At 68.0% G+C, this 23,406-nt stretch carries 23 protein-coding genes; 13 read left to right on the top strand and 10 right to left on the bottom strand.

From position 1 onward, the window contains the following. Positions 1-9 precede the first annotated feature (9 nt). Positions 10-1,449, bottom strand: a complete 1,440-nt coding sequence (locus tag I6J77_RS07130; protein ID WP_204111104.1) for a PLP-dependent aminotransferase family protein — start codon at positions 1,447-1,449, stop codon at positions 10-12. Positions 1,450-1,540: 91 nt separating this feature from the next. Here I6J77_RS07130 and I6J77_RS07125 point away from each other — a divergent pair, with 91 nt between their 5' ends. The 3 genes from I6J77_RS07125 to I6J77_RS07115 all read left to right on the top strand — a co-directional run bounded on the left by I6J77_RS07125 (position 1,541) and on the right by I6J77_RS07115 (position 3,340). Next, complete coding sequence (locus I6J77_RS07125) at positions 1,541-2,338, top strand: MBL fold metallo-hydrolase (RefSeq protein WP_204111103.1); 798 nt, start codon at positions 1,541-1,543, stop codon at positions 2,336-2,338. Positions 2,339-2,347: 9 nt separating this feature from the next. Continuing rightward, positions 2,348-2,821 carry a cupin domain-containing protein gene (locus I6J77_RS07120; protein WP_204111102.1) on the top strand — a complete coding sequence of 158 codons (474 nt, stop codon included), beginning with the start codon at positions 2,348-2,350 and terminating at the stop codon, positions 2,819-2,821. Between the two features lie 114 nt (positions 2,822-2,935). Next, positions 2,936-3,340, top strand: coding sequence for a VOC family protein (locus I6J77_RS07115; protein WP_204111101.1), 405 nt, complete (start codon positions 2,936-2,938; stop codon positions 3,338-3,340). 40 nt (positions 3,341-3,380) lie between these two features. On the opposite strand, the gene I6J77_RS07110 is transcribed toward I6J77_RS07115, so the two are convergent. From I6J77_RS07110 to I6J77_RS07100, 3 genes are read right to left on the bottom strand one after another with little or no spacing between them, the layout of a single operon-like run. Beyond that, positions 3,381-3,731, bottom strand: coding sequence for a helix-turn-helix transcriptional regulator (locus tag I6J77_RS07110; RefSeq protein WP_204111100.1), 351 nt, complete (start codon positions 3,729-3,731; stop codon positions 3,381-3,383). A 17-nt stretch (positions 3,732-3,748) separates the two neighbouring features. Continuing rightward, complete coding sequence (gene arsB / locus I6J77_RS07105) at positions 3,749-4,819, bottom strand: ACR3 family arsenite efflux transporter (RefSeq protein ID WP_204111099.1); 1,071 nt, start codon at positions 4,817-4,819, stop codon at positions 3,749-3,751. Continuing rightward, positions 4,816-5,319: an arsenate reductase ArsC gene (locus tag I6J77_RS07100; protein WP_204111098.1), complete on the bottom strand. Its 504-nt coding sequence runs from the start codon at positions 5,317-5,319 to the stop codon at positions 4,816-4,818. Before I6J77_RS07100 ends, arsB begins: the two co-directional genes overlap by 4 nt. Positions 5,320-5,393: 74 nt before the next feature. Here I6J77_RS07100 and arsH point away from each other — a divergent pair, with 74 nt between their 5' ends. Next, on the top strand, positions 5,394-6,161 hold the full coding sequence (arsH, locus tag I6J77_RS07095; RefSeq protein WP_204111097.1) for an arsenical resistance protein ArsH: 768 nt from the start codon (positions 5,394-5,396) through the stop codon (positions 6,159-6,161). Between the two features lie 31 nt (positions 6,162-6,192). Here arsH and I6J77_RS07090 read toward each other — a convergent pair whose 3' ends face one another. Beyond that, positions 6,193-8,034, bottom strand: a complete 1,842-nt coding sequence (locus I6J77_RS07090) for an ABC transporter ATP-binding protein (RefSeq protein WP_204111424.1) — start codon at positions 8,032-8,034, stop codon at positions 6,193-6,195. Between the two features lie 176 nt (positions 8,035-8,210). On the opposite strand from I6J77_RS07090, the gene I6J77_RS07085 reads away from it, so the two are divergent. Together I6J77_RS07085 and I6J77_RS07080 are read left to right on the top strand one after the other, a co-directional pair. Continuing rightward, positions 8,211-10,613 carry a DUF3772 domain-containing protein gene (locus tag I6J77_RS07085; protein ID WP_204111096.1) on the top strand — a complete coding sequence of 801 codons (2,403 nt, stop codon included), beginning with the start codon at positions 8,211-8,213 and terminating at the stop codon, positions 10,611-10,613. 133 nt (positions 10,614-10,746) lie between these two features. Beyond that, positions 10,747-11,181 (top strand): VOC family protein, encoded by a 435-nt coding sequence (locus tag I6J77_RS07080; protein WP_204111095.1) that lies wholly within the window; start codon positions 10,747-10,749, stop codon positions 11,179-11,181. 67 nt (positions 11,182-11,248) lie between these two features. Here I6J77_RS07080 and I6J77_RS07075 read toward each other — a convergent pair whose 3' ends face one another. After that, positions 11,249-12,871 carry an esterase family protein gene (locus tag I6J77_RS07075; RefSeq protein WP_204111094.1) on the bottom strand — a complete coding sequence of 541 codons (1,623 nt, stop codon included), beginning with the start codon at positions 12,869-12,871 and terminating at the stop codon, positions 11,249-11,251. Positions 12,872-12,935: 64 nt separating this feature from the next. Beyond that, positions 12,936-14,609 (bottom strand): serine hydrolase, encoded by a 1,674-nt coding sequence (locus tag I6J77_RS07070; RefSeq protein WP_204111093.1) that lies wholly within the window; start codon positions 14,607-14,609, stop codon positions 12,936-12,938. A gap of 160 nt (positions 14,610-14,769) precedes the next feature. Between I6J77_RS07070 and I6J77_RS07065 the strand changes: the two genes are divergently transcribed. Both I6J77_RS07065 and I6J77_RS07060 read left to right on the top strand, forming a co-directional pair. After that, positions 14,770-15,552, top strand: coding sequence for a phosphatase PAP2 family protein (locus I6J77_RS07065; RefSeq protein ID WP_239309215.1), 783 nt, complete (start codon positions 14,770-14,772; stop codon positions 15,550-15,552). Beyond that, the gene (locus I6J77_RS07060; RefSeq protein WP_204111091.1) at positions 15,549-16,382 is read left to right on the top strand and encodes a DUF72 domain-containing protein; all 834 of its coding nucleotides are present in this window, start codon (positions 15,549-15,551) and stop codon (positions 16,380-16,382) included. The genes I6J77_RS07065 and I6J77_RS07060 overlap by 4 nt, the downstream gene beginning before the upstream one ends. 8 nt (positions 16,383-16,390) lie before the next feature. Here the strand turns inward: I6J77_RS07060 and I6J77_RS07055 are convergent, their stop codons facing one another. Beyond that, positions 16,391-17,944 (bottom strand): oligopeptide:H+ symporter, encoded by a 1,554-nt coding sequence (locus I6J77_RS07055; protein ID WP_204111090.1) that lies wholly within the window; start codon positions 17,942-17,944, stop codon positions 16,391-16,393. A gap of 149 nt (positions 17,945-18,093) precedes the next feature. Here I6J77_RS07055 and I6J77_RS07050 point away from each other — a divergent pair, with 149 nt between their 5' ends. The 3 genes from I6J77_RS07050 to I6J77_RS07040 are packed head-to-tail and all read left to right on the top strand — an operon-like array spanning position 18,094 to position 19,266. Then, the gene (locus tag I6J77_RS07050; RefSeq protein ID WP_204111089.1) at positions 18,094-18,534 is read left to right on the top strand and encodes a ribonuclease domain-containing protein; all 441 of its coding nucleotides are present in this window, start codon (positions 18,094-18,096) and stop codon (positions 18,532-18,534) included. Then, positions 18,531-18,974 carry a barstar family protein gene (locus I6J77_RS07045; protein ID WP_204111088.1) on the top strand — a complete coding sequence of 148 codons (444 nt, stop codon included), beginning with the start codon at positions 18,531-18,533 and terminating at the stop codon, positions 18,972-18,974. Before I6J77_RS07050 ends, I6J77_RS07045 begins: the two co-directional genes overlap by 4 nt. Positions 18,975-19,002: 28 nt before the next feature. Next, positions 19,003-19,266, top strand: coding sequence for an RNA-binding S4 domain-containing protein (locus tag I6J77_RS07040; RefSeq protein ID WP_056718792.1), 264 nt, complete (start codon positions 19,003-19,005; stop codon positions 19,264-19,266). Position 19,267: 1 nt separating this feature from the next. On the opposite strand, the gene I6J77_RS07035 is transcribed toward I6J77_RS07040, so the two are convergent. Further along, positions 19,268-20,086 (bottom strand): arylamine N-acetyltransferase, encoded by an 819-nt coding sequence (locus I6J77_RS07035; RefSeq protein ID WP_204111087.1) that lies wholly within the window; start codon positions 20,084-20,086, stop codon positions 19,268-19,270. A gap of 186 nt (positions 20,087-20,272) precedes the next feature. Here I6J77_RS07035 and msrA point away from each other — a divergent pair, with 186 nt between their 5' ends. Further along, the gene (gene msrA, locus I6J77_RS07030) at positions 20,273-20,983 is read left to right on the top strand and encodes a peptide-methionine (S)-S-oxide reductase MsrA (RefSeq protein ID WP_204111086.1); all 711 of its coding nucleotides are present in this window, start codon (positions 20,273-20,275) and stop codon (positions 20,981-20,983) included. A gap of 112 nt (positions 20,984-21,095) precedes the next feature. Beyond that, on the top strand, positions 21,096-22,940 hold the full coding sequence (locus I6J77_RS07025; RefSeq protein ID WP_239309214.1) for an ABC transporter ATP-binding protein: 1,845 nt from the start codon (positions 21,096-21,098) through the stop codon (positions 22,938-22,940). A 24-nt stretch (positions 22,941-22,964) separates the two neighbouring features. On the opposite strand, the gene I6J77_RS07020 is transcribed toward I6J77_RS07025, so the two are convergent. Then, positions 22,965-23,387 carry a hypothetical protein gene (locus I6J77_RS07020; RefSeq protein ID WP_204111085.1) on the bottom strand — a complete coding sequence of 141 codons (423 nt, stop codon included), beginning with the start codon at positions 23,385-23,387 and terminating at the stop codon, positions 22,965-22,967. Positions 23,388-23,406: the final 19 nt, after the last annotated feature.

Below are 23,406 nucleotides of genomic sequence, written 5' to 3'. Positions count from 1 at the left end.
CGTGACCCCCTAGAGTTTTCGCAACGACCGGCGCAGGCCGGCCAGCGCCGCCGAAATATCCGCCGCGTCGATCACGCCGTAGCCGAAGGTCACCGCCGGCTCGACATCGCGTGTCATCGCGTAGTCGGCGGTGGCTTCCGCCCCGGCGGCGGCACGCAACACCACTGGCATGAGCTTCGACGCCCGCGCCGAGTCGCGCAGGCGCGCGGCCAGATGCAGACCGGCTTCGGACGGGATCGGCTGCAGCCATTCACCGAGCCCGCGCTGCAGACCGTCGAGCAAAGCCTCGCGCCGCGCGGCGTAGATCGGCCGCATGTGGCGCACATGCCGCGCCAGATGGCCGTCGCGGATGAAGGCGGCCAGCGCGGCCTGGGTGATGCCGTCGCAATGCGAGTCGACGCAGTGTTTGACCGTGACCAGCCCGCTGCGCGCCCACGCCGGCGCCACCACGAAGCCCTTGCGCAGCGAGGGGAACATGCTCTTGGAGAAGGTGCCGACGTAGAACACCAGGGCGTCGCGATCCAGCGTCTGCAGGGCATCCAGCGGGCGGCCGCCGAAACGGAACTCGCCGTCGTAGTCGTCTTCGACGATGACGGCGTGATGGCGGCGCGCGAAGTCGAGCAAGGCCGCGCGACGGCGCAGCGACATCGCCACGCCGGTGGGCGACTGGTGCGACGGGGTGACGCTGATGATGCGCACGTCCTCGGGCAGGCGCTCGACGCACAGGCCTTCGTCATCCACCGGCAACGGCACCAGCTGAGCGCCGGCTGCGGCGAACGCGGCGCGCACCGGCGGGTAACCCGGCTCCTCCACCGCCACCTTCGTCTGCCCCGGCGTGACCAGCAGGCGGGCGATCAGGTCGAACGCCTGCTGCGCGCCGGAGGTGACGATCACGTCGTCGGCGCTGCAGGCCACCGCGCGGGCGAACGCCACGTGCTGCGCGATCGCCTCGCGCAAGGCGGGGATGCCTTGCGACGGCGCATAGGCGAACGGTTCGCGCGCGCTCCTGCGCAGCGTCTGCGCCATCAGCCGACGCCAGACCTCGTGCGGGAAATGCCGGTGATCCGGAATGCCCAGGCGAAAATTGCGCTCGGGCAGGCTGCGCGCGGGCGACGGCTGCAGGAACGGCGTGCGCCACGCCGGCGCAAGACGCGATTCGTCCACGCCGGCGCGCGCTGGCCTCGACCGGCGCCGCGCGAATTCGGCGACCTGCGGCCGGGCGCCCTGGCGCGGCACCACATAGCCCTCGGCGATCAGCAGGTCGTAGGCGGCGACCACCGTATTGCGCGCCACGCCCAGCGCCTCGGCCACCTTGCGCGTGGCGGGCAGCGCAGCGTGCGGCGGCAGGCGGCCATCGAGGATCGCCGCGCGCAACTGCTGGTGCAGCGCCTGTGTAAGCGAGCCGGCGCCGCGCGGCAGCAGCACCGGGAACGGGAAAACTGGTTCCATCGAATCTCTCACGAATGGATCAACCAAGGGTCCAGATTATGCCTAGAGTCTGCACCGTACGGGCACCGCCCGCCCCAAGCGAGACCAGACCATGACGAAAGCCATCTGCGAAACCTGCGGCACCCAATACCCGAACACTCCTGGGCATTGCGCCGTCTGCGAGGACGAGCGCCAGTACGTCGGCGCGCACGGCCAGACGTGGACGACCCACCAGGCGCTGAAAGCCACCCACACACTGCGCATGCAGGACGAAGCCGGCGTGCTCGGCATCGGCCTGGCGCCGGATTTCGCGATCAACCAGCGCGCGCTGTACCTGCCCACCGACGCGGGCAACATCCTGTGGGAATCGCTGAGCCTGGTTACCGACGAAGCCGTCGCCGCGTTGCAGGCGCGCGGCGGGGTGGACCTGATCGCGATCTCGCATCCGCATTTCTACGCCTCGATGCTGGAGTGGAGCGAGGCGCTCGGCAACGTGCCGATCCTGCTGCACGAGGCGGACCGTGACTGGGTACGCCGGCCCTCGCCCAACGTGCAGTTCTGGCGCGGCGACGCGTACCGCCTGTCCGATGCGGTGACGCTGATCCGCAGCGGCGGCCATTTCCCCGGCAGCACGGTGCTGCACTGGAAGGACGGACCGCGGCCCGGCGGCGCGCTGTTCTCCGGCGACGCGCCGCACGTGGTGAGCAACCGCCGCCACGTCTCGTTCATGCACAGCTATCCGAACTTCACGCCGATGCCGCCCGAGGCCGTGCGCGGCATGCAGACGCGCCTGGCCGGCTACGCGTTCGAGGACGTCTACGGCTTCACCTGGGGCCGCAACATCATCGGCGGCGGCCGCGCAGCGGTGGATGCCTCGTTCGACATCTACCTTTCCGCCATCGCCGCCTGAGCCACGCCCATGACCACGCCATCCACCCGCCTGCACGACTACCTGCCCGCCCGCTTCAGCACCGCCGCCGCGCGGCACTGGGTGCCCTCCTCCAGCCCCGGCAAGTCGTCCAGCCCGCTGCGCTTCTTCGCCGACGACCGCGGCTTCGTCGAACTGCTGCGCATGGAACCGGGCACGGTGATGCCGCTGCATCGCCACACCGGCGAGATCCACGCCTACAACCTCAGCGGCACCCGCAAGCTGTGCACCGGCGAGCTGATCGGTCCCGGCGATTACGTCTACGAACCGCCGGGCAACACCGACTGGTGGAAAATCGTCGGCGACGAGCCGATGCTGGCGCTGGTGATCGTGATGGGCACGGTCGAGTTCCTCGGCCCCGGCGGCGTGGTGACCGGACGTGCATCGGCCAGCAGCCAATGGGCGGAGTACGAACGCCATTGCCGTTCACTGGGCGTGGCGACGCCGGACCTCCGCGATCGTTGAACGCAGCCACGGCGGCGACAGCAGGCTTCCCCGCCGTGTCGAAATCGCCGCGCGCCGATCGTCGTCCGGATGAAGAGCACCGTCGCTCCCCGCCGCCACCACCGGAAAACCCCCATGCCCAAGATGATCTTCGTGAACCTGCCGGTCGCCGACCTCAGGAAGTCGATGGACTTCTATGCCGCCATCGGCTTCGTCAACAACCCCCACTTCACCGACGACACCGCCGCGTGCATGGTGTGGAGCGAGACCATCCACGTCATGCTGCTCACCCACGCCAAGTGGCGCACCTTCACCGAGCGGCCGATACCGGACGCCGGCGCCAGCGAGGTGATGCTGGCGCTCTCCCTCGATGACCGTGCCGCAGTCGATGCCATGAACGACACGGCCGCGGCGAACGGCGGCACGGCCGACATCAATCCCGTGCAGGAACACGGCTTCATGTACGGCCGCGACCTGGCCGATCCGGACGGCCATGTGTGGGAAGCGTTCTGGATGGACCCGGCCGCCATCCCGGGTTGAGTACGCCGGAGCGTTGCCAGGTCATCGATCGCCCCCTGCATCAAGCCGAAGCCGGCCGCCGCTTGCCGCCGCCGGCGACGCGCTTGGCCGGCGCGCAGCTGCCGCCGGACTGGCTGCAGCAGTGATCCGTGAGATAGCCGATCAGGTCGTTCATCACCTCGATCACCGGCGCGTAATAAATGTAGCGCCCGCTCTGCCGGCTGCTCACCAGGCCGGCATGCGACAGCTCCTTGAGATGGAAGGACAGCGTGGCGTTGGGCAGGCCCAGCTTTTCCGCGATCGCGCTGGCCGCCAGTCCCTCCGGCGCGTGCTCGATCAGCAGTCGGTAGACCGCGAGGCGCGACTCCTGGGCGAGCGCGGCGAGGATGGTGATGGCCTGCTTGTTCTGCATGGTGCTGCTCCAGCTGTCTATGCCGATTCATACCAGCGTTTGCTGCGATTGACGATGCGCACCACCGACAGCATCACCGGCACCTCGATCAGCACGCCCACCACGGTCGCCAACGCCGCGCCGGAATGCACGCCGAACAGGCCCACCGCGGTGGCCACGGCCAGCTCGAAGAAGTTGCTGGCGCCGATCAGCGCCGAGGGACCGGCCACGCAATGCGGCACGCCGAAGCGGCGATTGAGCCAGTACGCCAGGCCGGCGTTGAAATACACCTGGATCAGGATCGGCACCGCCAGCAGCGCGATGATCGCTGGCTGCGCGAGGATCTGCCGGCCCTGGAAACCGAACAGCAGCACCAGGGTGGCCAGCAGCGCACCCAGCGACACCGGGCCCAGCCGCTGCAGCAGCTGCTGCAACCGCGTCTCGCCGCCGTGCGCCAGCAGCCGACGCCGCAGCAGCATGCTGAGTGCCACCGGCACCACGATGTACAGCAGCACCGACAACAGCAACGTATTCCACGGCACCGTGATCGAGGAGATGCCCAGCAGCAGCGCCACGATCGGCGCGAACGCCACCACCATGATGGCGTCGTTCAGCGCCACCTGGCTCAGCGTGAACGTCGGCTCGCCACGGCACAGGTTGCTCCACACGAACACCATCGCCGTGCACGGCGCGGCGGCCAGCAGGATCAGGCCGGCGATATAGGAGTCGAGCTGCGCCGCCGGCAACTGGCCGGCGAACAGGTGGCGGATGAAGATCCAGCCCAGCAGCGCCATCGAAAAGGGTTTTACCGCCCAGTTGACGAACAGCGTGACGCCGATGCCCTTCCACTGCCGGCGCACGCCGCCCAGCGCGCCGAAGTCGATCTTCAGCAGCATCGGGATGATCATCAGCCAGATCAGCCCCGCGACCGGCAGGTTCACCCGGGCCACCTGCATGCCGCCCAGCGCCGCAAAGCCGCCGGGCAGCAGCTGGCCCAGCAGCGTGCCGGCGACGATGCACAGCAAGACCCATAGCGTGAGCCAGCGCTCGAAGAAGCCGATGCGGGCGCCGTCCGAGGGAACCGCGCGGGTCGCGATTGCCTGATTCATGCGTCTGCTTCTTCGCCGATGCTGCTGCCGATGCGGTCAAGCGCCTGTTTCAGCTCCTCGCGCCCCATCGTTTCCACCGGCAGCTGCAGCAACGCCGTGATCCGCCGCACGATCAGCGCGCGGGCATGCCGGAACGCCGCCGCGGCGTCCGCACCCTGGGCCGCGGCCGGATCGGGCAGGCCCCAATGGCTCTGCACGAAGTCGCCGAACAGCACCGGGCAGCTCTCGTTCGCGGCGTTGTCGCAAACCGTGATCACGATGTCCAACGGCGGCGCGCCCGCCTCGGTGAAGCGGTCCCACGACTTGCTGGCGAGCCCTTCGGTGGCGATGCCATGGGCCTTCAGTTCTTCGATCGCCCGGGGATGGACGCGCCCGGTCGGCCGGCTGCCGGCGCTGAACGCCGCGAAGCGACCCTTGCCCAGGTGATTGAGGGTGGCCTCGGAAAGGATGCTGCGGGCCGAGTTGCCGGTGCAGATGAACAGGACGCGACACGGATGCATGGCGGCGATTCCGGATTGGTTTCCATATTTCCATAATGATAGAATCATCAAACCAAGGCAACAGGAACCGCACCGTGCCGATCCAGGATCTGCCCCATATCGCCGCCGAAGCGCTGGACACGCCCAGCCTGGCCAAGCTGGCCTTGCCGGCCGACGCCGACCACCCGCCGCGCATCCTGATCCTGTACGGCTCGCTGCGCCCGCAATCGTTCAGCCGCAAGCTGGCGCTGGAAGCCGAGCGCATCCTGCGCCAGTTCGGCGCCGAGACGCGGGTGTTCGACCCGCACGAATTGCCAATGCTGGACAGCGTGCCGGCCAGCCATCCCAAGGTGCAGGAATTGCGCGCGCTGTCGCTGTGGTCCGAAGGCCAGGTATGGGTCAGCCCCGAGCGGCACGGCACGATCACCGGTGTGTTCAAGAACCAGATCGACTGGCTGCCGCTGGAAGACGGCAGCGTGCGGCCCACGCAGGGGCGCACGCTCGCGGTGATGCAGGTCAGCGGCGGCTCGCAGTCGTTCAACGTGGTCAATGCGCTGCGCGTGCTGGGCCGCTGGATGCGCATGGTGACCATCCCCAACCAGTCCTCGGTGGCCAAGGCCTGGCAGGAGTTCGACGCCGACGGCCGCATGAAGCCGTCACCGTTCTACGACCGCGTGGTGGACGTGATGGAGGAGCTGTTCAAGTTCACCCTGCTGGTGCGCGGGCGCAGCGACTACCTGGTCAGCCGCTACAGCGAACGCAAGGGCGCCGCCGCGGCGCGTGCACTGGCGGCCGCGGCCGAGGTACTGGAAAGCGCGGCGACGGCGGGCAAACCCGCTTGCTGCAGCAGCGGAACATGTTGAGCCCGCAACTCACGCCCGCCGCAACCGCCAACTAGGCCGGCGCATCCTCCGCCGCCACGAAGCCGCCGGTCTGCCGTTTCCACAGCCGCGCGTACAAACCCTCGCGCGCGATCAGTTCGGCGTGCGTGCCGGTCTCGACGACCTGTCCCTTGTCCAGCACCACCAGTCGGTCCATCCGGGCGATGGTGGACAGGCGATGGGCGATGGCGATCACCGTCTTGCCCTGCATCAGCAGGTCGAGACTTTCCTGGATCGCCGCTTCCGCCTCGGAGTCGAGTGCGCTGGTGGCCTCGTCCAGCACCAGGATCGGCGCATCCTTCAGCAGCACGCGGGCGATCGCGATGCGCTGGCGCTGGCCGCCCGAAAGCTTCACGCCGCGCTCGCCGACCAGGGCGTCGTAGCCGCGGCGGCCTCCGCCATCGCTCAAGGCGGGAATGAACTCGTCGGCGCGGGCCTTGCGTACCGCTTCGGCAACCTGCGCCTCGCTGGCGTCCGGACGTCCATACAACAGGTTGTCGCGGATCGAGCGATGCAGCAGCGAGGTGTCCTGGGTGACCACGCCGATCTGCGAACGCAGGCTTTCCTGGGTGACGCGGGCGATGTCCTGGCCGTCGATCAGGATGCGCCCGGCCTCGAGGTCGTACAGCCGCAGCAGCACGTTGACCAGGGTGGACTTGCCCGCGCCGGACGGCCCGACCACGCCGATCTTCTCGCCCGCGCGCACGGCCAGGTCGAGTCCAGCGATCACCCCGCCCTGCTTGCCGTAGTGGAAATGGATCTGCTCGAAGCGCACCGCGCCGTCGGTCACCGCCAGCGGCACCGCGTCGTCGCGATCCTGCACCGCGCGCGGCTGGGCGATGGTGGTGATGCCGTCCTGCACCGTGCCCACATCCTCGAAGATGCCGTTGACCACCCACATGATCCAGCCGGACATGTTGTTGATGCGGATCACCAGCCCGGTCGACAGCGCGATCGCGCCCACCGTCACCCGACCCTCGCTCCACAGCCACAACGCCAGCGCCGAGGTGCCCACGATCAGGAAGCCGTTGAGGGTGGTGATGCTGGCGTCCAGCGCGGTGGTGATGCGGGTCATCCGGCGCAGCTTGTCGGTCTGATCCATCATCGCCTCGGCCACGTAGGCTTCCTCGCGGCGCGTATGCGCGAACAGCTTCAGCGTGAGCACGTTGCTGTAGCCGTCCACGATCCGGCCCATCAGTTTCGAGCGCGCCTCCGAGGCCTTCCACGAGCGCTGCTTCAGCCGCGGCACGAAGAACGCCAGCAGGCCCACGTAGGCGAACACCCAGGCGAACAGCGGCGCGGCCAGCCAGAAATCCGCCTGGGCGAACAGCACGATGGCGCTGCCGGTGTAGATGCTGACGTACCAGATCGCATCGACGATCTGCACCGCCGATTCGCGCAGCGCACCGCCGGTCTGCATGATGCGGTTGGCGATGCGGCCGGCGAAATCGTTCTGGAAGAAGCCCAGGCTCTGGCGGATCACGTAGCGATGGTTCTGCCAGCGGATGCGGTTGGTCAGGCTGGGCACGATGGCCTGGTTCACCAGCAGGTCGTGCGTACCGATCGCCAGCGGCCGCGCGATCAGCGCCACGAAACCCATCCACAGCAGTTCGTTGCCGTGCTGCCGGAAGAAATCCGCCGGCGGCGCGCCCCTGGCCATGTCCACGATGCTGCCGATGAAGCCGAACAGCGACACCTCGATGATCGCCACCACGAAACCCAGCACGATCGCCACGGCGAACACCGGCCACACCTGGCGCAGGTAGAACGCGTAGAAGCGCCACACCGACTGCGGCGGCATGCCGTCGACGGGTTCCTTGAACGCGTCGATGAGGGACTCGAACCAGCGGAAAATCATGGAGAACCCGGATGTTGACGGGCGTGTATTGTGCGGCAAGTCGGCGGCATGCTCACGGGCGGGCAATATCGAAGCTGGTCGACGCAGGCCCAATCTGAACGCCAGCCACGCCGGCGAGCGCTTGCCGGCACGCCGCGATTGACCACCCGCGGACGCGCTCCGATCATGCGCGGATGTCCAGACTGCCTCGCCTCGCCTTCTCCCTCCTGCTGATCTTCGGTGCCGCCACCCTGCATGCGCAGGACAGTGCCGCAGCCGATACCGCGGCGGTGTCGCCGGCACAGGCGCTGGACCAGCTGGGCAGCCAGCTCGACGAAGTGAAGCTTGCACTGAAGAACTCCACACCCGATGCGCCGCTGGCCGACCTGCGCAGCACCGCGCTGGCCGTGCAGGATCAGTCGCGCCAGCTCACCGCCAGTCTCGCGCCGCAGATGACCGCCTTGCAGGCCCAACTGGCCGTGCTGGGTCCGGCGCCGGCGAAGGGAGCACCGGCCGAAGCGCCGGAAGTGGCGGCGCAACGCCGGAAGCTGGACAAGGCGCAGGCCGACCTCGACGCGCAGATCAAGCAGTCGCAACTGCTCAACCAGAACGCGATGCAACTGGCCGCGCAGATCACTGGCCTGCGCAACGACCAGTTCCAGGCGCGGCTGGCCTCGCGCACGCCCACGCCATTCAGCCGTGCGTTCTGGGCCGGCCCCGTGCGCACCTTTCCCGATGACCTGGTGCGCCTGAAGCGCCTGGGCTCGCGTTTCACCGCGGCAGTCAACGATGCCTGGCAACCGCCGAACCGGCAGCCGCTGCTGTGGTGCCTGGCCGCGGCCGTGCTGCTGCTGGCCGGCGGCCGCTGGCTGCTGGAGCGCCTGCTGCTGGCGCTGGCCGCCCGCCATGTGCCGGACGGACACCTGCGGCGCAGCGCGATGGCCACCGCGGTGGCGCTGACTGCCGTGCTGACGACCGGGCTCGCCGCCCAACTGGCCTACACGGGACTGAACTGGAACGACGTTCTCGACGACGACACGCAAAATCTGATGACGTCCCTGGTGCGGCTGGTCTGCCTGGCCGCCTTCATCACCGGGCTGGGTCGCGCCCTGCTGTCGGTACGGCGTCCTTCCTGGCGTTTGCCCGCGCTGTCGGACCTCACCGCGCAATGGCTGCAGCCGTTTCCGTGGCTGCTTGCCGCCGCAGCGCTGTTGGCCGGGATGGTCGAGCGCACCACCCGCACGATCGGCACCAGCCTGCCCGCCACCGTTGCCACCCGCGGACTGTTCGCCCTGGTCATCAGCGGGCTGATCGGCGCGGCGTTGTGGCGCCTGCGCCGCAGCCGCAGCGAACTGGCCCGGGACGGCGGCGAGCCCGTGCAGCGACCCGTGTGGGTCAGCCTGCTGGTTGCGGCGGCCTCGCTCGGCGTGGTGGTCAGCTGGCTGTGCGTGGCCACCGGCTTCATCGCGATGGCCTTCTTCCTGGCCAGGCAGATGCTCTGGGTCGGCCTGATCTTCGCCACCACCTACCTGCTGGTCCATTTGCTGACCGACCTGATCAACACCTTGCTGTCGCCACGCGGGCGGGGCGGCCAGCGGTTGCAGGCCAGCCTGACCCTGCCGTCGCACAAGCTGGAACAGGCCAACGTGCTGCTGGTGGGCATCGTGCGCGTGGGCCTGGTGCTGGTGGCGCTGGCCACCGTGCTCACCCCGTTCGGCGCCGGCCCGGGCGATCTGCTGGTGAGCGCCCGGCAGACCCTGGGCAACCTGAAGCTGGGCGAGCTGCCGATCAACCCGGCCAGCATCATCACCGCCGTGCTGGTGCTGCTGGCCGGCGTGCTGGTGCTGCGCGTGCTCAAGCGCTGGCTGCGCGAACAGTTGCTGCCCAAGTCCGCGATGGATCGGGGCATGCAGGAATCCATCATCACCCTGCTCGGCTATCTCGGCGGGCTGCTGGTGGTGGTGCTGACCCTGGCCGCGCTGCAGGTGGACCTCAAGAGCATTGCGTGGATCGTCAGCGCGCTGTCGGTGGGCATCGGCTTCGGCCTGCAGGCGATCGTGCAGAACTTCATCTCCGGCCTGATCCTGCTGGTCGAGCGGCCGGTGAAGGTTGGCGACTGGGTCAGCCTGTCCAGCGACGTCGAGGGCGACATCCGCCGCATCAACGTGCGCGCCACCGAAATCCAGATGTGGGACCGCTCCACCGTGATCGTGCCGAACTCGCAGCTGATCACCCAGAACGTGCGCAACGTCACCCAGGCCAACGCCCTGGGCCGCGTGCAGATCAAGCTGCCGATGCCGCTGGACACCAATGCGGGCAAGGTGCGCGAACTGGTGCTGGGTATCCTGCGCGCCCACCACGGCACGCTGGCCACGCCGGCGCCGTACGTGCAGCTGGAAAACGTCACCGCCGGCGCGATGACCTTCAACTGCGTGGCCTACGTGGGCAGCCCGCGCGAGGTCGGCGGCGTGAAAAGCGATCTGCTGTTCGAGATCCTCGAGCGCCTGCGCAGCGAGAAACTGCCGATGAGCAGTCCGCAAAGCATGCTGGTCCGCACGCTGCCGCCGCTGGACGAGAGCATCGACGGCCAGGGGTGAGCGGCTGGCCGCTTCGACTTCGCGCCTGCGGCACTACGCCCAGCCCGAACGGAACGGGGAACGACAGCCGACGGAAGCGCGGACTGTTCGATCGCGCTAGCCTGAGCGCACTCTTCGCAACGGAGTCAGCAGCATGATCTCGACCCCTGTTTCGGGCAGCACCATCATTCCCTGCCTGCGCTATCGCGACGCGCACGCGGCCATCGACTGGCTGTGCAAGGCGTTCGGCTTCACGAAAAACGCCGTGTACGAAAACGACCAGGGCGGCGTGGAGCACGCCCAGCTCACCTACGGCAACGGCATGGTCATGCTCGGCGAGGTACGCGACAACGCGTTCGGCCGGCACATCGCCCAACCGGACGAGATCGGCGGTCGCGAGACCCAGTGCGCCTGCGTGATCGTGACCGACTGCAAGGCGCACTACCTGCAGGCCAGGGCCGCCGGCGCGGTGATCGTCGACGACTACGCCGAAATGGACTACGGCGGCGCCGGCTACAGCTGCCACGATCCGGAAGGCCATCTGTGGTATTTCGGCAGCTACGATCCGTGGCAGCCCGCACCGGGTTGACGCCCGGCGCCTGGTAGCCGCAGGCCGGCGCTTGGCCGGCCTGCACTCACTGCTGCAACGGCACCGGTCAGGGTGCGGCGACGGGTTTCAGTTTCGAATCCGGTCGTGCGATCGCATACATTTCCCAGCTGATCTGCTTGAGCAGTCCCATGCGGTCCTTGCCCACGACGTACAGGTCGAAGTGGGTGCGCTCAGGCAGGAAATGGAAATCCGAGCTGGCGTGCAAACCGTCCAGCACCGCCTTCAGGCGGTGCGCGGCGCCGTCGAGGTAGAACGTGTCGGCGGTGCCCACGTAGAGATGGATCTTGCCATCGAGATCGGCCTTCAGCTGCGGCCAGTTGAGCTGGACAAGGTGAGCGATGTCGTAGTGGTCGCGCCAGTAGGCGACCACCGCCGGATCGACCGCGCCGGTGTCGCGATCGAACATCGGCATCGGCCGGCCATCCGCTCCGCGCGGGGAGAACACCCAGTCGAACGAGGCCATCTGGCCGCCGTATTCGCCCAGCACGCGTTCGAGCCTGGCGAAGTCCTCGAAGCTGGCCAGCACCTTGCCCTTGTCGCGCACCAGCGGATACGCCGTGCCGTCAGCGCGGCGATAGACGTTGGCATGGGGCGCGTACAGATCCACGCCGGTGAAGTCATGGAAGTCGCTGGAGTCCGGCGAGGTCGACCAGGTGCCGCCGAACACCTTCGGGTAGCGGGTCTGCAGCCACAAGGTGGCCCAGCCACCGGAGGAGTGGCCGTTGAGGAAACGGCCGTTCGCCTTGCCGTCCATCCGGTAGCGGGACTCCAGCTGCGGAATCAGCTCGGTGGTCAGCGCCTGGCCCCACGGGCCGTTGTTGACCGAGTCGGCAAACTCGTGGGTGCCGGTGGCGCTGGACTCGTCCAGGAACACCCAGATCATCGGCGGCATCTGTCCGCTGCTCATGCTCTGCCACACGCGGGCGATGCTGCCGGTGAAACGATCGGCATTGCCGCCGAAACCGTGCGTGCTGTAGACCACCGGATAACCCGACGCCGCGTTCGTGTCGTAGCCGGGCGGCAGCACCACCCAGCCGCGCATGTGGATCGGCCGCCCCCAGAACGCGCTCAACGCAGGGCTGATGAAATCGATCGGGCGGGAATGGCTGCGCGCGTCGGGCAACGCCTTGCGTACTTCTTCGGGCGTGGACGGCGACAGCGTCCACGGCGCGTCCGCCGGCAGCGCGCGGGCCAGTTGCAGGGTCGGCGTGGTGCTGGCCGGAAGATGCATGCGCACCACGTCGCTGACCAGGTCGCCCGCGCCACGTCCGCCGTAGTTGTAGTCGTGGTTCACGTCCAGCACGGCCTGGACCAGATAGTCGCCCGGTGGCAGCTGCGACCAGCCGGCCGGAAAGGCCAGTGCGTCCGCGTCGATGTCCACGCCCTGCCCCGGCACCAGCCGGCTGACCTCGCGCGCGGCCACCGATGCCTGGGTGGCACCGAACGGGCTGGCGTCGACTTGCTCGACCTTGCCGTCCTTGGCCGCTGCCGTGGCAGCCTTGGCGTCCACCGCAAACAACAGCAACCGTCCCGATGTTGGCTGGGTCAAGGCTTGACCCAATTCGACATGGAACGGGCTGTGCGCCACCGGCGCCTCGGTGCGCGCCACCGCCACGCTGGCGAACAGGCCGCAGCCCAACACGATCGCCGCAACACGCAAATCACGCATCTCCACGTCCCCCGGGGTTGGCAAGCATCAGCCGGGGCGCGATTGCCCCGGCCGCAGAGCATCGTCAGTCGGCGTCCGGCTTCGCGTCGACCGGCACCATGCGCAGGTCCTGGAAGTCGAAGCTGAAATCGGTCAGCGGCGAGATCGGCTGCATGCGCATTTCGGTGATATGGCCGTCCACATCCAGGTCGAAATTGACGAAGGCGTCGGCGTTCAGCGTGCGATCGTCCCAGCGCACGGTGAAGGTGTCGTGCTGCCACGGCGTCATGGTGCCGACCAGTTGCGCGGTCTTGGAGAAGCGCAGTCGCAGCTTGCCGTTTTCGCGACTGACGATGACGTCGCCATACCACTGATCACGATAGGTGCCGGCGTACTTCGCCAGCGCCAGCGACGGCTTGCTGTGCCGGTCGCGCGCCGCCTCATGCTTGGCCAGGCTGTCGTCGGCCTTCGCCTCGGATTTCTTCACCGCACTGTCGTACACGGCCACCCAGTCGGTCTTCTGGTCCGGATTCAGATACGCATCCAGCACCCGATAAGTCACGGCGTTGAACGCGGCGCCGGACTCGGCATTGGTCAGCACCACCACGCCCAGGTTCTGTCCCGGCACCAGGGTCACCCGCGACACCATGCCCGGCCAGCCGCCGGTGTGCCAGACCAGTTTCTGGCCCCGGTAGTCGGACAGGAACCAGCTTTCACCGTAACCGGAGAAGTTCGGCGTCAGCGCCGCCATGGCGGGAACCGACGGCTTGCCCACCCGGATCGGGGTGAGCATGCTCCACATTTCCTGGTGCGCCTTGTCGGAGAACAGGCGCTGCGGCTTGCCGTCGCTGCCGGTACCCGGCAACACGCCGCCGGCCAGCTGCACGTTCATCCACTTGGCCAGGTCGTGCACGCTGGAATAGATGCCGCCGGCGCCCGGATCGTTGAGCCACGCCATCGGCGGCACCGGCTGCATATCCTTGAAGTCGGCCTTGGCATGCCCCATCGCCACGTCCATGCCCGGCTTCAGGTAGGTCATGTCGACCAGCGACTCGTCCATGCCGACCGGCTGGAACAGGTGTTCGCGCACGTAGTCGGCGTAGCTCTGGCCGGAGGCCTGCTCGATCACCAGGGTCGCTACCGCGAACAGGATGTTGTCGTAGGCATAGCCGCTGCGGAAGCCGTTCTTGATCGGCACGTGGGCCAGTCGCTGCACGACTTCCTTGGTCGAGTACGAAGTCGGCGGCCAGTACAACAGGTCGCCGGCGCCCAGGCTCAATCCGCTGCGATGCGCCAGCAGGTCGCGGATGCGCATTTCGTGCGTCACGTAGGCATCGGACATGCGGAACCACGGCAGGTGGTCGATCACCCGGTCGTCCATCTTCAACTTGCCCGCGTCGGCCAGCTGCTGCAGCGCGGCGGCGGTGAACGCCTTGGTGTTGGAAGCGATCGCGAACAGCGTGCGCGCGTCGACCTTGTCCGGCTTGCCGATTTGGCGCAGGCCGAAGCCCTGTTCCATCACCACCTTGCCGTCCTTGACGATGGCCACCGCGATGCCGGGCACGTCGAAGGTCTTGCGCGCGCTGTCCACGTAGGCGCCGAAATCCTGCAACTGCGCCGGCAGCATCGGCCGCGCGCGGTCGCCGGTGGATACCGGCGGCGGCGACTGCGCGGCGGGCGACTGCGCCGAGGCAGCCGTGGCGGAAACGAGCAGCGCGCAGCAAAGCGCCAGACGCAGGGAAAGGGGTCGCTGGGACATCGAAGACTCCGCCGGTGGTGATCGCCCAACTATCGCGGCAAATCCGGCGCAAGGCCAGCGCTGGAAGTCATGTCGGGTCCGCCCGGCTCGACGCCGCGCCGGCGACCGCCGATCATGGGCGATCGAAAGCGGACACGGAAACGCACATACGATGGACGCCATGCCGGAATGGATCGCGGCGCACGCGCTGCTGCTGTGGGCGCTGCTGTTGCTGCTGGCCCTGCTGGCCGGCGACCTGGCCTGGCAGCACAACGCGCGCTGGCAGCACCGCGCACGCCATCGGGGCGAGCCGGCGGTGGTGCTGCGCCGGCACGTCGGCCTGCTGCTGGCGCTGGTGCTGGCCCTGGCCTTCACCGCCATTGCCTTCGCGGTCAACGCGCAGCAAGGCGGCAGGCTGCCGGGTTTCGACACCGGGCTGGCCGAACAACTGCGCGCGCAGTTGCCGACGCCGGTACTGCGCGCGATCGCCATGCTCACCCACCTGGGCGACCTGCTGTGGGTGGCGCCGCTGTCCGCCGTGATCGCCGTGTTCTTGCTGTGGCGCAGACATCGGCGACTGGCTGGCGCGTGGATCATCGCGCTGTTCGGCATCCTGCCGATCAACGGCGGGCTCAAGGCGCTGTTCCAGCGGGTGCGGCCGCTGCATGACCACGGCTTCATCGTCGAGCCGGGCTGGAGCTTCCCCAGCGGCCACGCGTTCGGCGCGATGGTGTTCTACGGCATGCTGGCCTATGTGCTGTTGCGGCTGACGCCGCGTTTCCACCGCGCCATCATCGCCGCCGCCGTGCTGCTGATCGGGATGATCGGGATCAGCCGCATCCTGTTGCAGGTGCATTACTTCAGCGACGTGATGGCCGGTTATGCCGCGGGCGCGGCGTGGCTGGTGGTGTGCATCGTGGTCGCCGAAACCCTGCGCCAACCGCTGCCGGAGACATCACCATGAACGACCTGTTTGCCACCCGGCCCCAGCACGGCCCGACCGTCCGCGTGGGCATCGGCGGCTGGACCTACGCGCCGTGGCGCGACAACTTCTATCCGCCGAAGCTGGTGCAGCGGCGCGAGCTGGAATACGCCAGCCGCCAGCTGCGCGCGATCGAGATCAACGGCACCTTCTACGGCGCGCAGAAGCCCGCCACCTACGCGAAGTGGGCGAAGGAAACGCCGGAAGGTTTCGTGTTCTCGCTGAAGGCGCCGCGCTACGTGGTGGAAAGCCGGCGCCTGGCCGACGCGACCAGGGGCGCCAGCGGTTTCATCCATGGCGGCCTGGCGGAAATGGGCGACCGGCTGGGGCCGATCCTGTGGCAGTTGTCGCCGTCGCGGCCGTTCGACGCCGACGACCTGGACGCCTTCCTCGATACCCTGCCCCGCGAACTGGACGGCCAGCCGCTGCGCCACGTGCTGGAAGTGCGCCACCCCAGCTTCCTCGACGCCGCGTACGTGGAACTGGCGCGCAGCCACCGCATCCCTACCGTGTTCACCGATTCGCCGAAGTACCCGTCGCTGGCCGACCTCACCGGCGATTTCAGCTACGCCCGGCTGATGCGCAGCGAAGACGACCACCCCGCCGGTTACGCTCCGGCCGAGCTGGATCGCTGGGCCGGGCATGCACGCGACTGGGCCGCCGGCAATGACGTCGCCGAACTGCCGCACGTCGCGGCGTTGCAGAAAAAGGCCTCGCCGCGCGACGTGTTCGTGTTCTTCATCAGCGCCGCCAAGCACCGCAACCCGGCCGCCGCGATGGCGCTGCAAAAGCGCGTCGATGCCGCGGCGTAATCCGCAGGTCAGGCCGGCCGGTAGTAATCCACCTCGCGGTAACGCCGCGCATACAGGCCGAACGCCAGCGCGGCGAGCAGCGCGAACGCCGCGAAGAAGAACATCTGGAAGGCGGTGATGCTGAGCCCGCTGGTGGCGATCGACCCGGTTACCGTGTCGTTGCGCACCGCCGCGTTGGCCAGCAGCACCCACAGGTTGCCGACTGTGGTGGTGAGGTTCCAGAAGCTCATCACCACGCCCTTCATCGAGGTAGGCGCCTGGCTGTAGGCAAACTCCAGCCCGGTCGCCGACACCAGCACCTCGCCGAAGGTCAGCAGCGCATACGGCAGCACCTGCCACACGATGGAGAGCGGATCACCGCCGTCGATCACCATCTGCAACCCGCCCACCACGATCCAGGCCAGGCCGCTGAAGGCGATGCCCGCCGTCATCCGGCGCAGCGCGGTGGGCTCGTAGCCGAGCCGGCGCAACAGCGGATACAGCACGAAGTTGTTGAACGGGATCAGCAGCATCACCAGCAGCGGATTCAGCGCCTGCATTTGCGCGGGCACGAACCATGAAGGCATGGTCATCTCGCCACCCTGCACCACCCAGGTCGAGGCTTTCTGGTCGAACAGCGAGAAGAACGGCGTGGTCAGCGCGAAGATCACCAGCACCCGCAGCACGTTGCGTGCGCCATCGACGGCGTGATCCGGATGCAGGCCGCGCGCGCGATCCATCTGCAGCCACGCGCCGCCGCCCACGCCGCCGATCAGCAGCACCAGCGCGATGCATGCGCAGATCACGAAACCCAGCGACGGCACCAGCGCGAACGAAGCCAGCGCCAGAGCCACGGCCACCGCCGCGACCCACAAGCCGGGCCGCGCCTGGCCGGGCCGCTGCGCCAGCAAGGCGGTGCGGACCACCCGCGAGAATGCGTCCCGGTCGGGCGGCCCCGGCGGCACCATCACGTACTGCCTGCGGCCCAGCCAGAACACCACGGTGGCGATGAACATCAGGCCACCGGGAATGCCGAACGCGACCGCCGCACCGTAGTGGCGCAGGAACAGCGGCATCAGCAAGGACGCGAAGAACGAGCCGAAGTTGATGATCCAGTAGAACGCGTCGAACACCATCTTCGCCAGGTGCTTGTTCGACTGGTCGAACTGGTCGCCCACGAACGACGCCACCAGCGGCTTGATGCCGCCCGCGCCCAGCGCGATCAGCGCCAGCCCGGTGAAGAAGCCCAGCCGGTTGTGCTCGAAGATCGCCAGGCAGGCGTGGCCCGCGCAGTAGACCAGGCTCATCCACAGCACGGTGTTGTACTTGCCGAAGAAGCGGTCGCTGAGCCAGCCGCCCAGCAACGGGAAGAAGTACACGCCGATCACGAAGGTGTGGAAGATGTCCTTCGCCGCCAGGATGCGCTGCCCCTCGGGCATGTACAGCAGCAAGGTGGTGATCAGGAACGGCGTGAGGATGTTGCGCATCCCGTAGAACGAGAAGCGCTCGCAGCCTTCGTTGCCGATGATGTAGCCAATCTGCCGCGGCAAACGGCCCGTGGCGTGGTCGGGGGAAGTGCTCATCCAGACTCCAGGATTCGGGCGGACGGCGCGAAGGCTGCGTCCAGGGAAGCCCGAGTGTGCGTAATTTCCTGCGATGAAGGAAGCCGGCTAGTCCGCCGACGCTCCGGCGCCTGCTAAGCTCGCCGCGCCTTCTGCTGCTCCGCGAGCCCATGCGCCGACTCAAACCATTGCTCCTGCTGGCGATCGTCATTCTTGCAGTGACGATGTGGAACCGCCACGCCGGCACGCCGCGCACGATCGCACCCACCCCGACCCATGCGGGCGGCGAGGCTGCCACGCGCGCGCCGCAAGGCGCCGAGGCGGGCGACACCTCGGGCGACGCCTCGCTGCCGGCGCAGGCGCGCGAGATGGTGCAGCGGATCAACCGCGGCGGTCCGTTCGAGCACAGCCAGGACGGCGCCGTGTTCGGCAATTACGAAGGCCTGCTGCCGAAACAGCCGCGCGGCTATTACCACGAATACACGGTGGAGACACCGGGCGCACGCACCCGCGGTGCGCGCCGCATCGTCACCGGCGGCACGCCGCCGGCGGAGTGGTACTACACCGACGACCACTACCGCAGCTTCCGCCGCTTCGAGGTGGCGCGATGAGTGCGCAGCGTTTCGACCTGGACCTGACCCGGCCCAGCCAGAGCGGGGTGTACTTCGTCGGCGCCGACGACATCGACCGGCTCGATCGCGCCGCCACCCGCGACGACCTGTGCGTGTGCCGCACCGACCTGGCCGGCTGTCGCGACAAGGACGAACTGCTGCGCCGGCTGGCCGTGTCGCTGCAGCTGCCCGCCAGCTTCGGCTACAACTGGGACGCACTGGCCGACTGCCTGCGCGACCTGGGCTGGATGCCGTCGTGGGGCTACGTGCTGCTGTTCGAGCACGTCGACGAATTGCGCGAAGCGGCCGGCGCCGACTACGACATCCTGCTGGGCATGCTCGACGATGCCGCCACCTTCGGCGAAGAACACGATCGTCCCTGGTTCGCGTTCCTGGCGCTGCCCGACAGCGCGTTCGAGCCCGCCCACCCTCCCGCCTGAGCGCGGATCATCCATCCACGGCAAACCCATGCAAACCATCGAATTCGAACTGGAAGGCGACTACGTCGAGCTCAACATGCTGTTGAAGCTGGTCGGCCTGTGCGACAGCGGCGGCGCCGGCAAGGCGATCGTGGCCACCGGCGCGGTATCGGTGGACGGCAAGGTCGAGCTGCGCAAGACCTGCAAGATCCACGCAGGCCAGGTGGCCACCATCGACGACGTGGAGATCCACGTGCTGGCCGACCCGGAAGGCTACGACGACGGCCGCCCGCAGGCCCGCCGCCCCGGTTGAATCAGCCGCGCGGCAGTTCGTCCAGCCGGCGATCGAAGTCCGCGTCGACGGGAAGCCGCAGCAGGAATTCACCTTCCATCACCGCGCGCAACTCGGCCACGTCATGCAGGCGGCGGCGCACCGGTTCCTGGCCGATGCGACGCTCGGTGTAGTCGTAATTGAGCAGGCCCAGCCGCCGCTCCGCCGTGGTGCGCCCGAGCAGCAGGTTGCCCACGAAGCGCGAAGCGGCATGCGTCGACACGTAGTGGTTGGCCACCACGTAATCGACCATCGGCACCGGGTGCAGGTCGAAGCGGTACAACGTTCGCCACTCGCCACGGGACAGCGACTGCATGCGCCACTCGGCGTCGTGCTGCAGCAGGCGGAACGGCTCGTGGCCGGTGGCCTGCTCGACATCAGGAAGCAGGCGCAGCGCGCCGGTGAGCACGTGGCCACCGAAGCCCACGTCGACCAGCCAGCTCTCGCCAGCCAGCACGACGTGCAGCAGCATGTGGGTCTGCGGGGTTTCCAAGTCTTCCGGATGCCCCCACAGCACGCGGGCGATCAGGCCGCTGACCTCGAAGCCGATTTCGCGCAGCACGGCCTCGAACAGCAGGTTCTGCTCGAAGCAGTAGCCGCCGCGGCCTTCGTCCACCAGCTTGCGCTGCAGCGCCGCCAGGCCCAGCTCCACCGGCCGGCCCATCAGCGGGTCGAGATTGGCGAACGGAATCGAGGCCACGTGCGCGATGGCCAGCCCGCCCAGCGTGGCCAGGTCGACCGCAATCGGTCCGGTCCAGCCCACGCGGTGCAGATAGGCGTTCAGGTCGATGGCTTCAGGCACGCCGCTCTCCGGTCAGGTCGACGCCCATGGTAGCCAGCGCGCCGCGCGCCTGCATGTAACCGCGGATGAGCGGTGGGCGAATCACCAGGTGAGCGCGCAGAAACGACAGGCATCCGTTGCCGTCCGTTGTGCGTACCCCTCCATGCATGCCGTGCCTGTGCATGCCTTTCGTCCGCGAGGTTGCCCATGTTCCGCCATCGTGCGTTTCGCCTGTTCCCGCTTCTCGGCGCCATCCTGCTTACCGGCCTCGCCGCCTGCCAGCCCACGGCGGTTGCCGGCGAGCTGGCACGACTGCCCGCTCCCGCCGTCGATGCCGCCCATTCGACCGCGCACAACGAAGTCGCCGTGTTCGCCGGCGGCTGCTTCTGGGGCATCGAGGCGGTGTTCGAACGCATCAAGGGCGTGCAGCGGGTCACCGCCGGCTATTCCGGTGGCGACGCCGATACCGCGCACTACGAAGAGGTCGGCAACGGCGACACCGGCCACGCCGAATCGGTGAAGGTGGAATTCGATCCATCCCGGGTCAGCTACGGCCAGTTGCTGCAGGTGTTCTTCTCCGTCGCGCTCAACCCCACCGAGCTCAATCGGCAAGGCCCCGACAGCGGGGCGCAGTATCGCTCGGTGGTGTTCTACGCCAACGACGAGCAGCGGAAGATCGCCACCGGCTACATCGCCCAGCTGACCTCCATCAACGCGTTCGGCGCACCGATCGTCACCCGGGTGGTGCCGCTCAAGGCCTTCTATCCGGCCGAGGCTTACCACCAGCACTATTACGACCTGCATCCGAACAACCCGTACATCGTGTTCAACGATGCGCCCAAGGTCGCCCACCTGCGGCAGCTGTTTCCCGAGCTCTACCAGACTCCGCAACATCTGGTGGAAGTCCAGCTGCACTGAAGCGATCTGGCGCTGCATTGCCGATGTCTTCCCGCCTCGGGTTGCATGAGGCGGCACGGCCCCCATCTCGGAAGCTTCGCGCGTCATCGCGCGCTTCCGATATCCTCCCCACGTGCCGCCTCATGCCGCCCCTCCTGCTCCACCGAAGGAACTCGCCCGCAGCTTCCTGGGCGTGTTCCGCTACAGCGGTCGCGCGCTGGAGCTGGTGTGGAGCACCAGCCACGCGCTGACCATCGCGCTGGCCGCGCTCACCCTGATCGCCGGCCTGCTGCCGGCCGGCATCGCCTGGGTCGGTGCGCACATCGTCGATGCGGTGGTGACCGCCAGTCGCCTCTGGATCGCAGACGGCCACGCACCGCTGCGCCCGGTCTTCGAATGGGTGGCGCTGGAAGGCCTGCTGGTGGCGGCGCTGGCCGGCGCGCAGCGCGGTTTGTCGCTGTGCCAGTCGCTGCTGCGGGCGCAGCTGGGCCAGCGCGTCAACGTAATGATCCTGGAGAAGGCGCTGACCCTGGAGCTGGCGCACTTCGAGGACTCGGAGTTCTACGACAAACTCACCCGCGCCCGACGCGAGGCATCGAGCCGGCCGCTGTCGCTGGTGACGCGCACGTTCGGGCTGGGCCAGAACGCGATCTCGCTGCTCAGCTACGGCAGCCTGCTGTTCCAGTTCTCGCCGTGGGCGGTGGCGGTGCTGCTGCTGGCCGGCCTGCCCTCGTTCTTCGCCGAGACGAAATTCTCCGGCGACGCGTTCCGGCTGTTCCGCTGGCGCTCGCCGGAAACGCGCATGCAGCTGTATCTGGAAACCGTGCTGGCGCGCGAGGACCACGCCAAGGAAGTGAAGCTGTTCGGCCTGGGCCCGCTGCTGCTGCAACGCTATCGCGACATCTTCCACACCCTGTACCGCGCCGATCGCGACCTCGCCGTGCGCCGCGACAGCTGGGGTTTCGTGCTGGGCCTGCTGGGCACGCTGGCGCTGTACGGCGCCTATGCGTGGATCGCCGCCAGCACGGTGATGGCGCGCATCACCCTGGGCCAGATGACGATGTACCTGGCACTGTTCCGCCAAGGCCAGTCGGCGGTGTCGGCGATGCTGTCGGCGATCGGCGGCATGTACGAGGACAACCTCTACCTCTCCACGTTGTACGAATACCTGGAAACCCCGGTGCCGCCGGCGGCCGGCATGGCGCAGCGCGGCGCGAAGCCCGAGGACGGCATCCGCTTCGAGCAGGTCAGCTTCACCTACCCCGGCGCCGGCGAGCCGGCGCTGCGCGACATCGACCTGCACATCCGCCCCGGCGAATCGCTGGCCCTGGTCGGCCAGAACGGCTCGGGCAAGACCACCCTGATCAAGCTGCTCACGCGCCTGTACACGCCCGACCGCGGCCGCATCCTGCTCGACGGCACCGACCTGCGCGAGTGGGACGAGGGCGTGCTGCTGCAGCGCATCGGGGTGATCTTCCAGGACTTCGCGCGCTACCAGATGCGCGTGGGCGAGAACGTCGGCGCCGGCGACGTCACCCACTTCGACGACGAGGTGCGCTGGCGCGAGGCCAGCGACAAGGGCATGGCCAGCGATTTCATCGACAGCCTGCCGGCCGGCTTCGATACGCAGCTCGGCAAGTGGTTCAACGACGGGCGGGAACTTTCCGGCGGCCAGTGGCAGAAGATCGCCCTGGCCCGCGCCTTCATGCGCTCACGCGCCGACATCCTGGTGCTGGACGAACCCACCGCCGCGATGGACGCGCAAGCCGAAGCCACCATCTTCGAACACTTCCGCGAACTCGCAGGCAACCGCATCGCGATCCTGATCTCGCACCGCTTCTCCACCGTGCGCATGGCCGACCAGATCATCGTGATCCAGGACGGCCGCATCATCGAACGCGGCAACCACGAGCAGCTGATGGCCGAGGACGGGCATTACGCGCACCTGTTCTCGCTGCAGGCGCAAGGGTATCGGTGAGGTCGTGACGACCGTGGCAACCACTCAGTCGTAGTAGCCTCGCGCAACCACGAGCACGCTTTCCGCCGGGGCTTTCGGGTCGCCTTCCGCATGCGGCGCGTAAAGGCCTAGCCCCAGCGCCAGGGAGATCGCGCCGTCGACCTCATGCTGCAGCTGAGGGTCCCTGGACTTCAGGTACTTCACGGCCTCGTCGAAACCCATGCCCAACAAGTTGATGCCGTAGAGTCCAGCCGCTGCCGGCGAGGCAAGTTCGATCGCCTCGAGATGTCCGGCCCTGTCGTAATGGGCGAACAATCCCACTTCGACGAAGTGGTCAATGGGATGCGCGGCATCCGGGCTGCGCTTGAACGAGTTGAACCTGGCATGCAGCAGGGCCCTGACTTGCGACGCGGACATTCCGAAGAGAAGACGATCCACGCCCTTGTGCAAAGCGATCACGCATTCCATCGGATGCCTGCCTCCCGCA

This window comes from Rhodanobacter sp. FDAARGOS 1247, assembly GCF_016889805.1.
Taxonomy (GTDB): Bacteria; Pseudomonadota; Gammaproteobacteria; order Xanthomonadales; family Rhodanobacteraceae; genus Rhodanobacter.
This window is presented reverse-complemented; position numbering and strand designations above follow the sequence as displayed.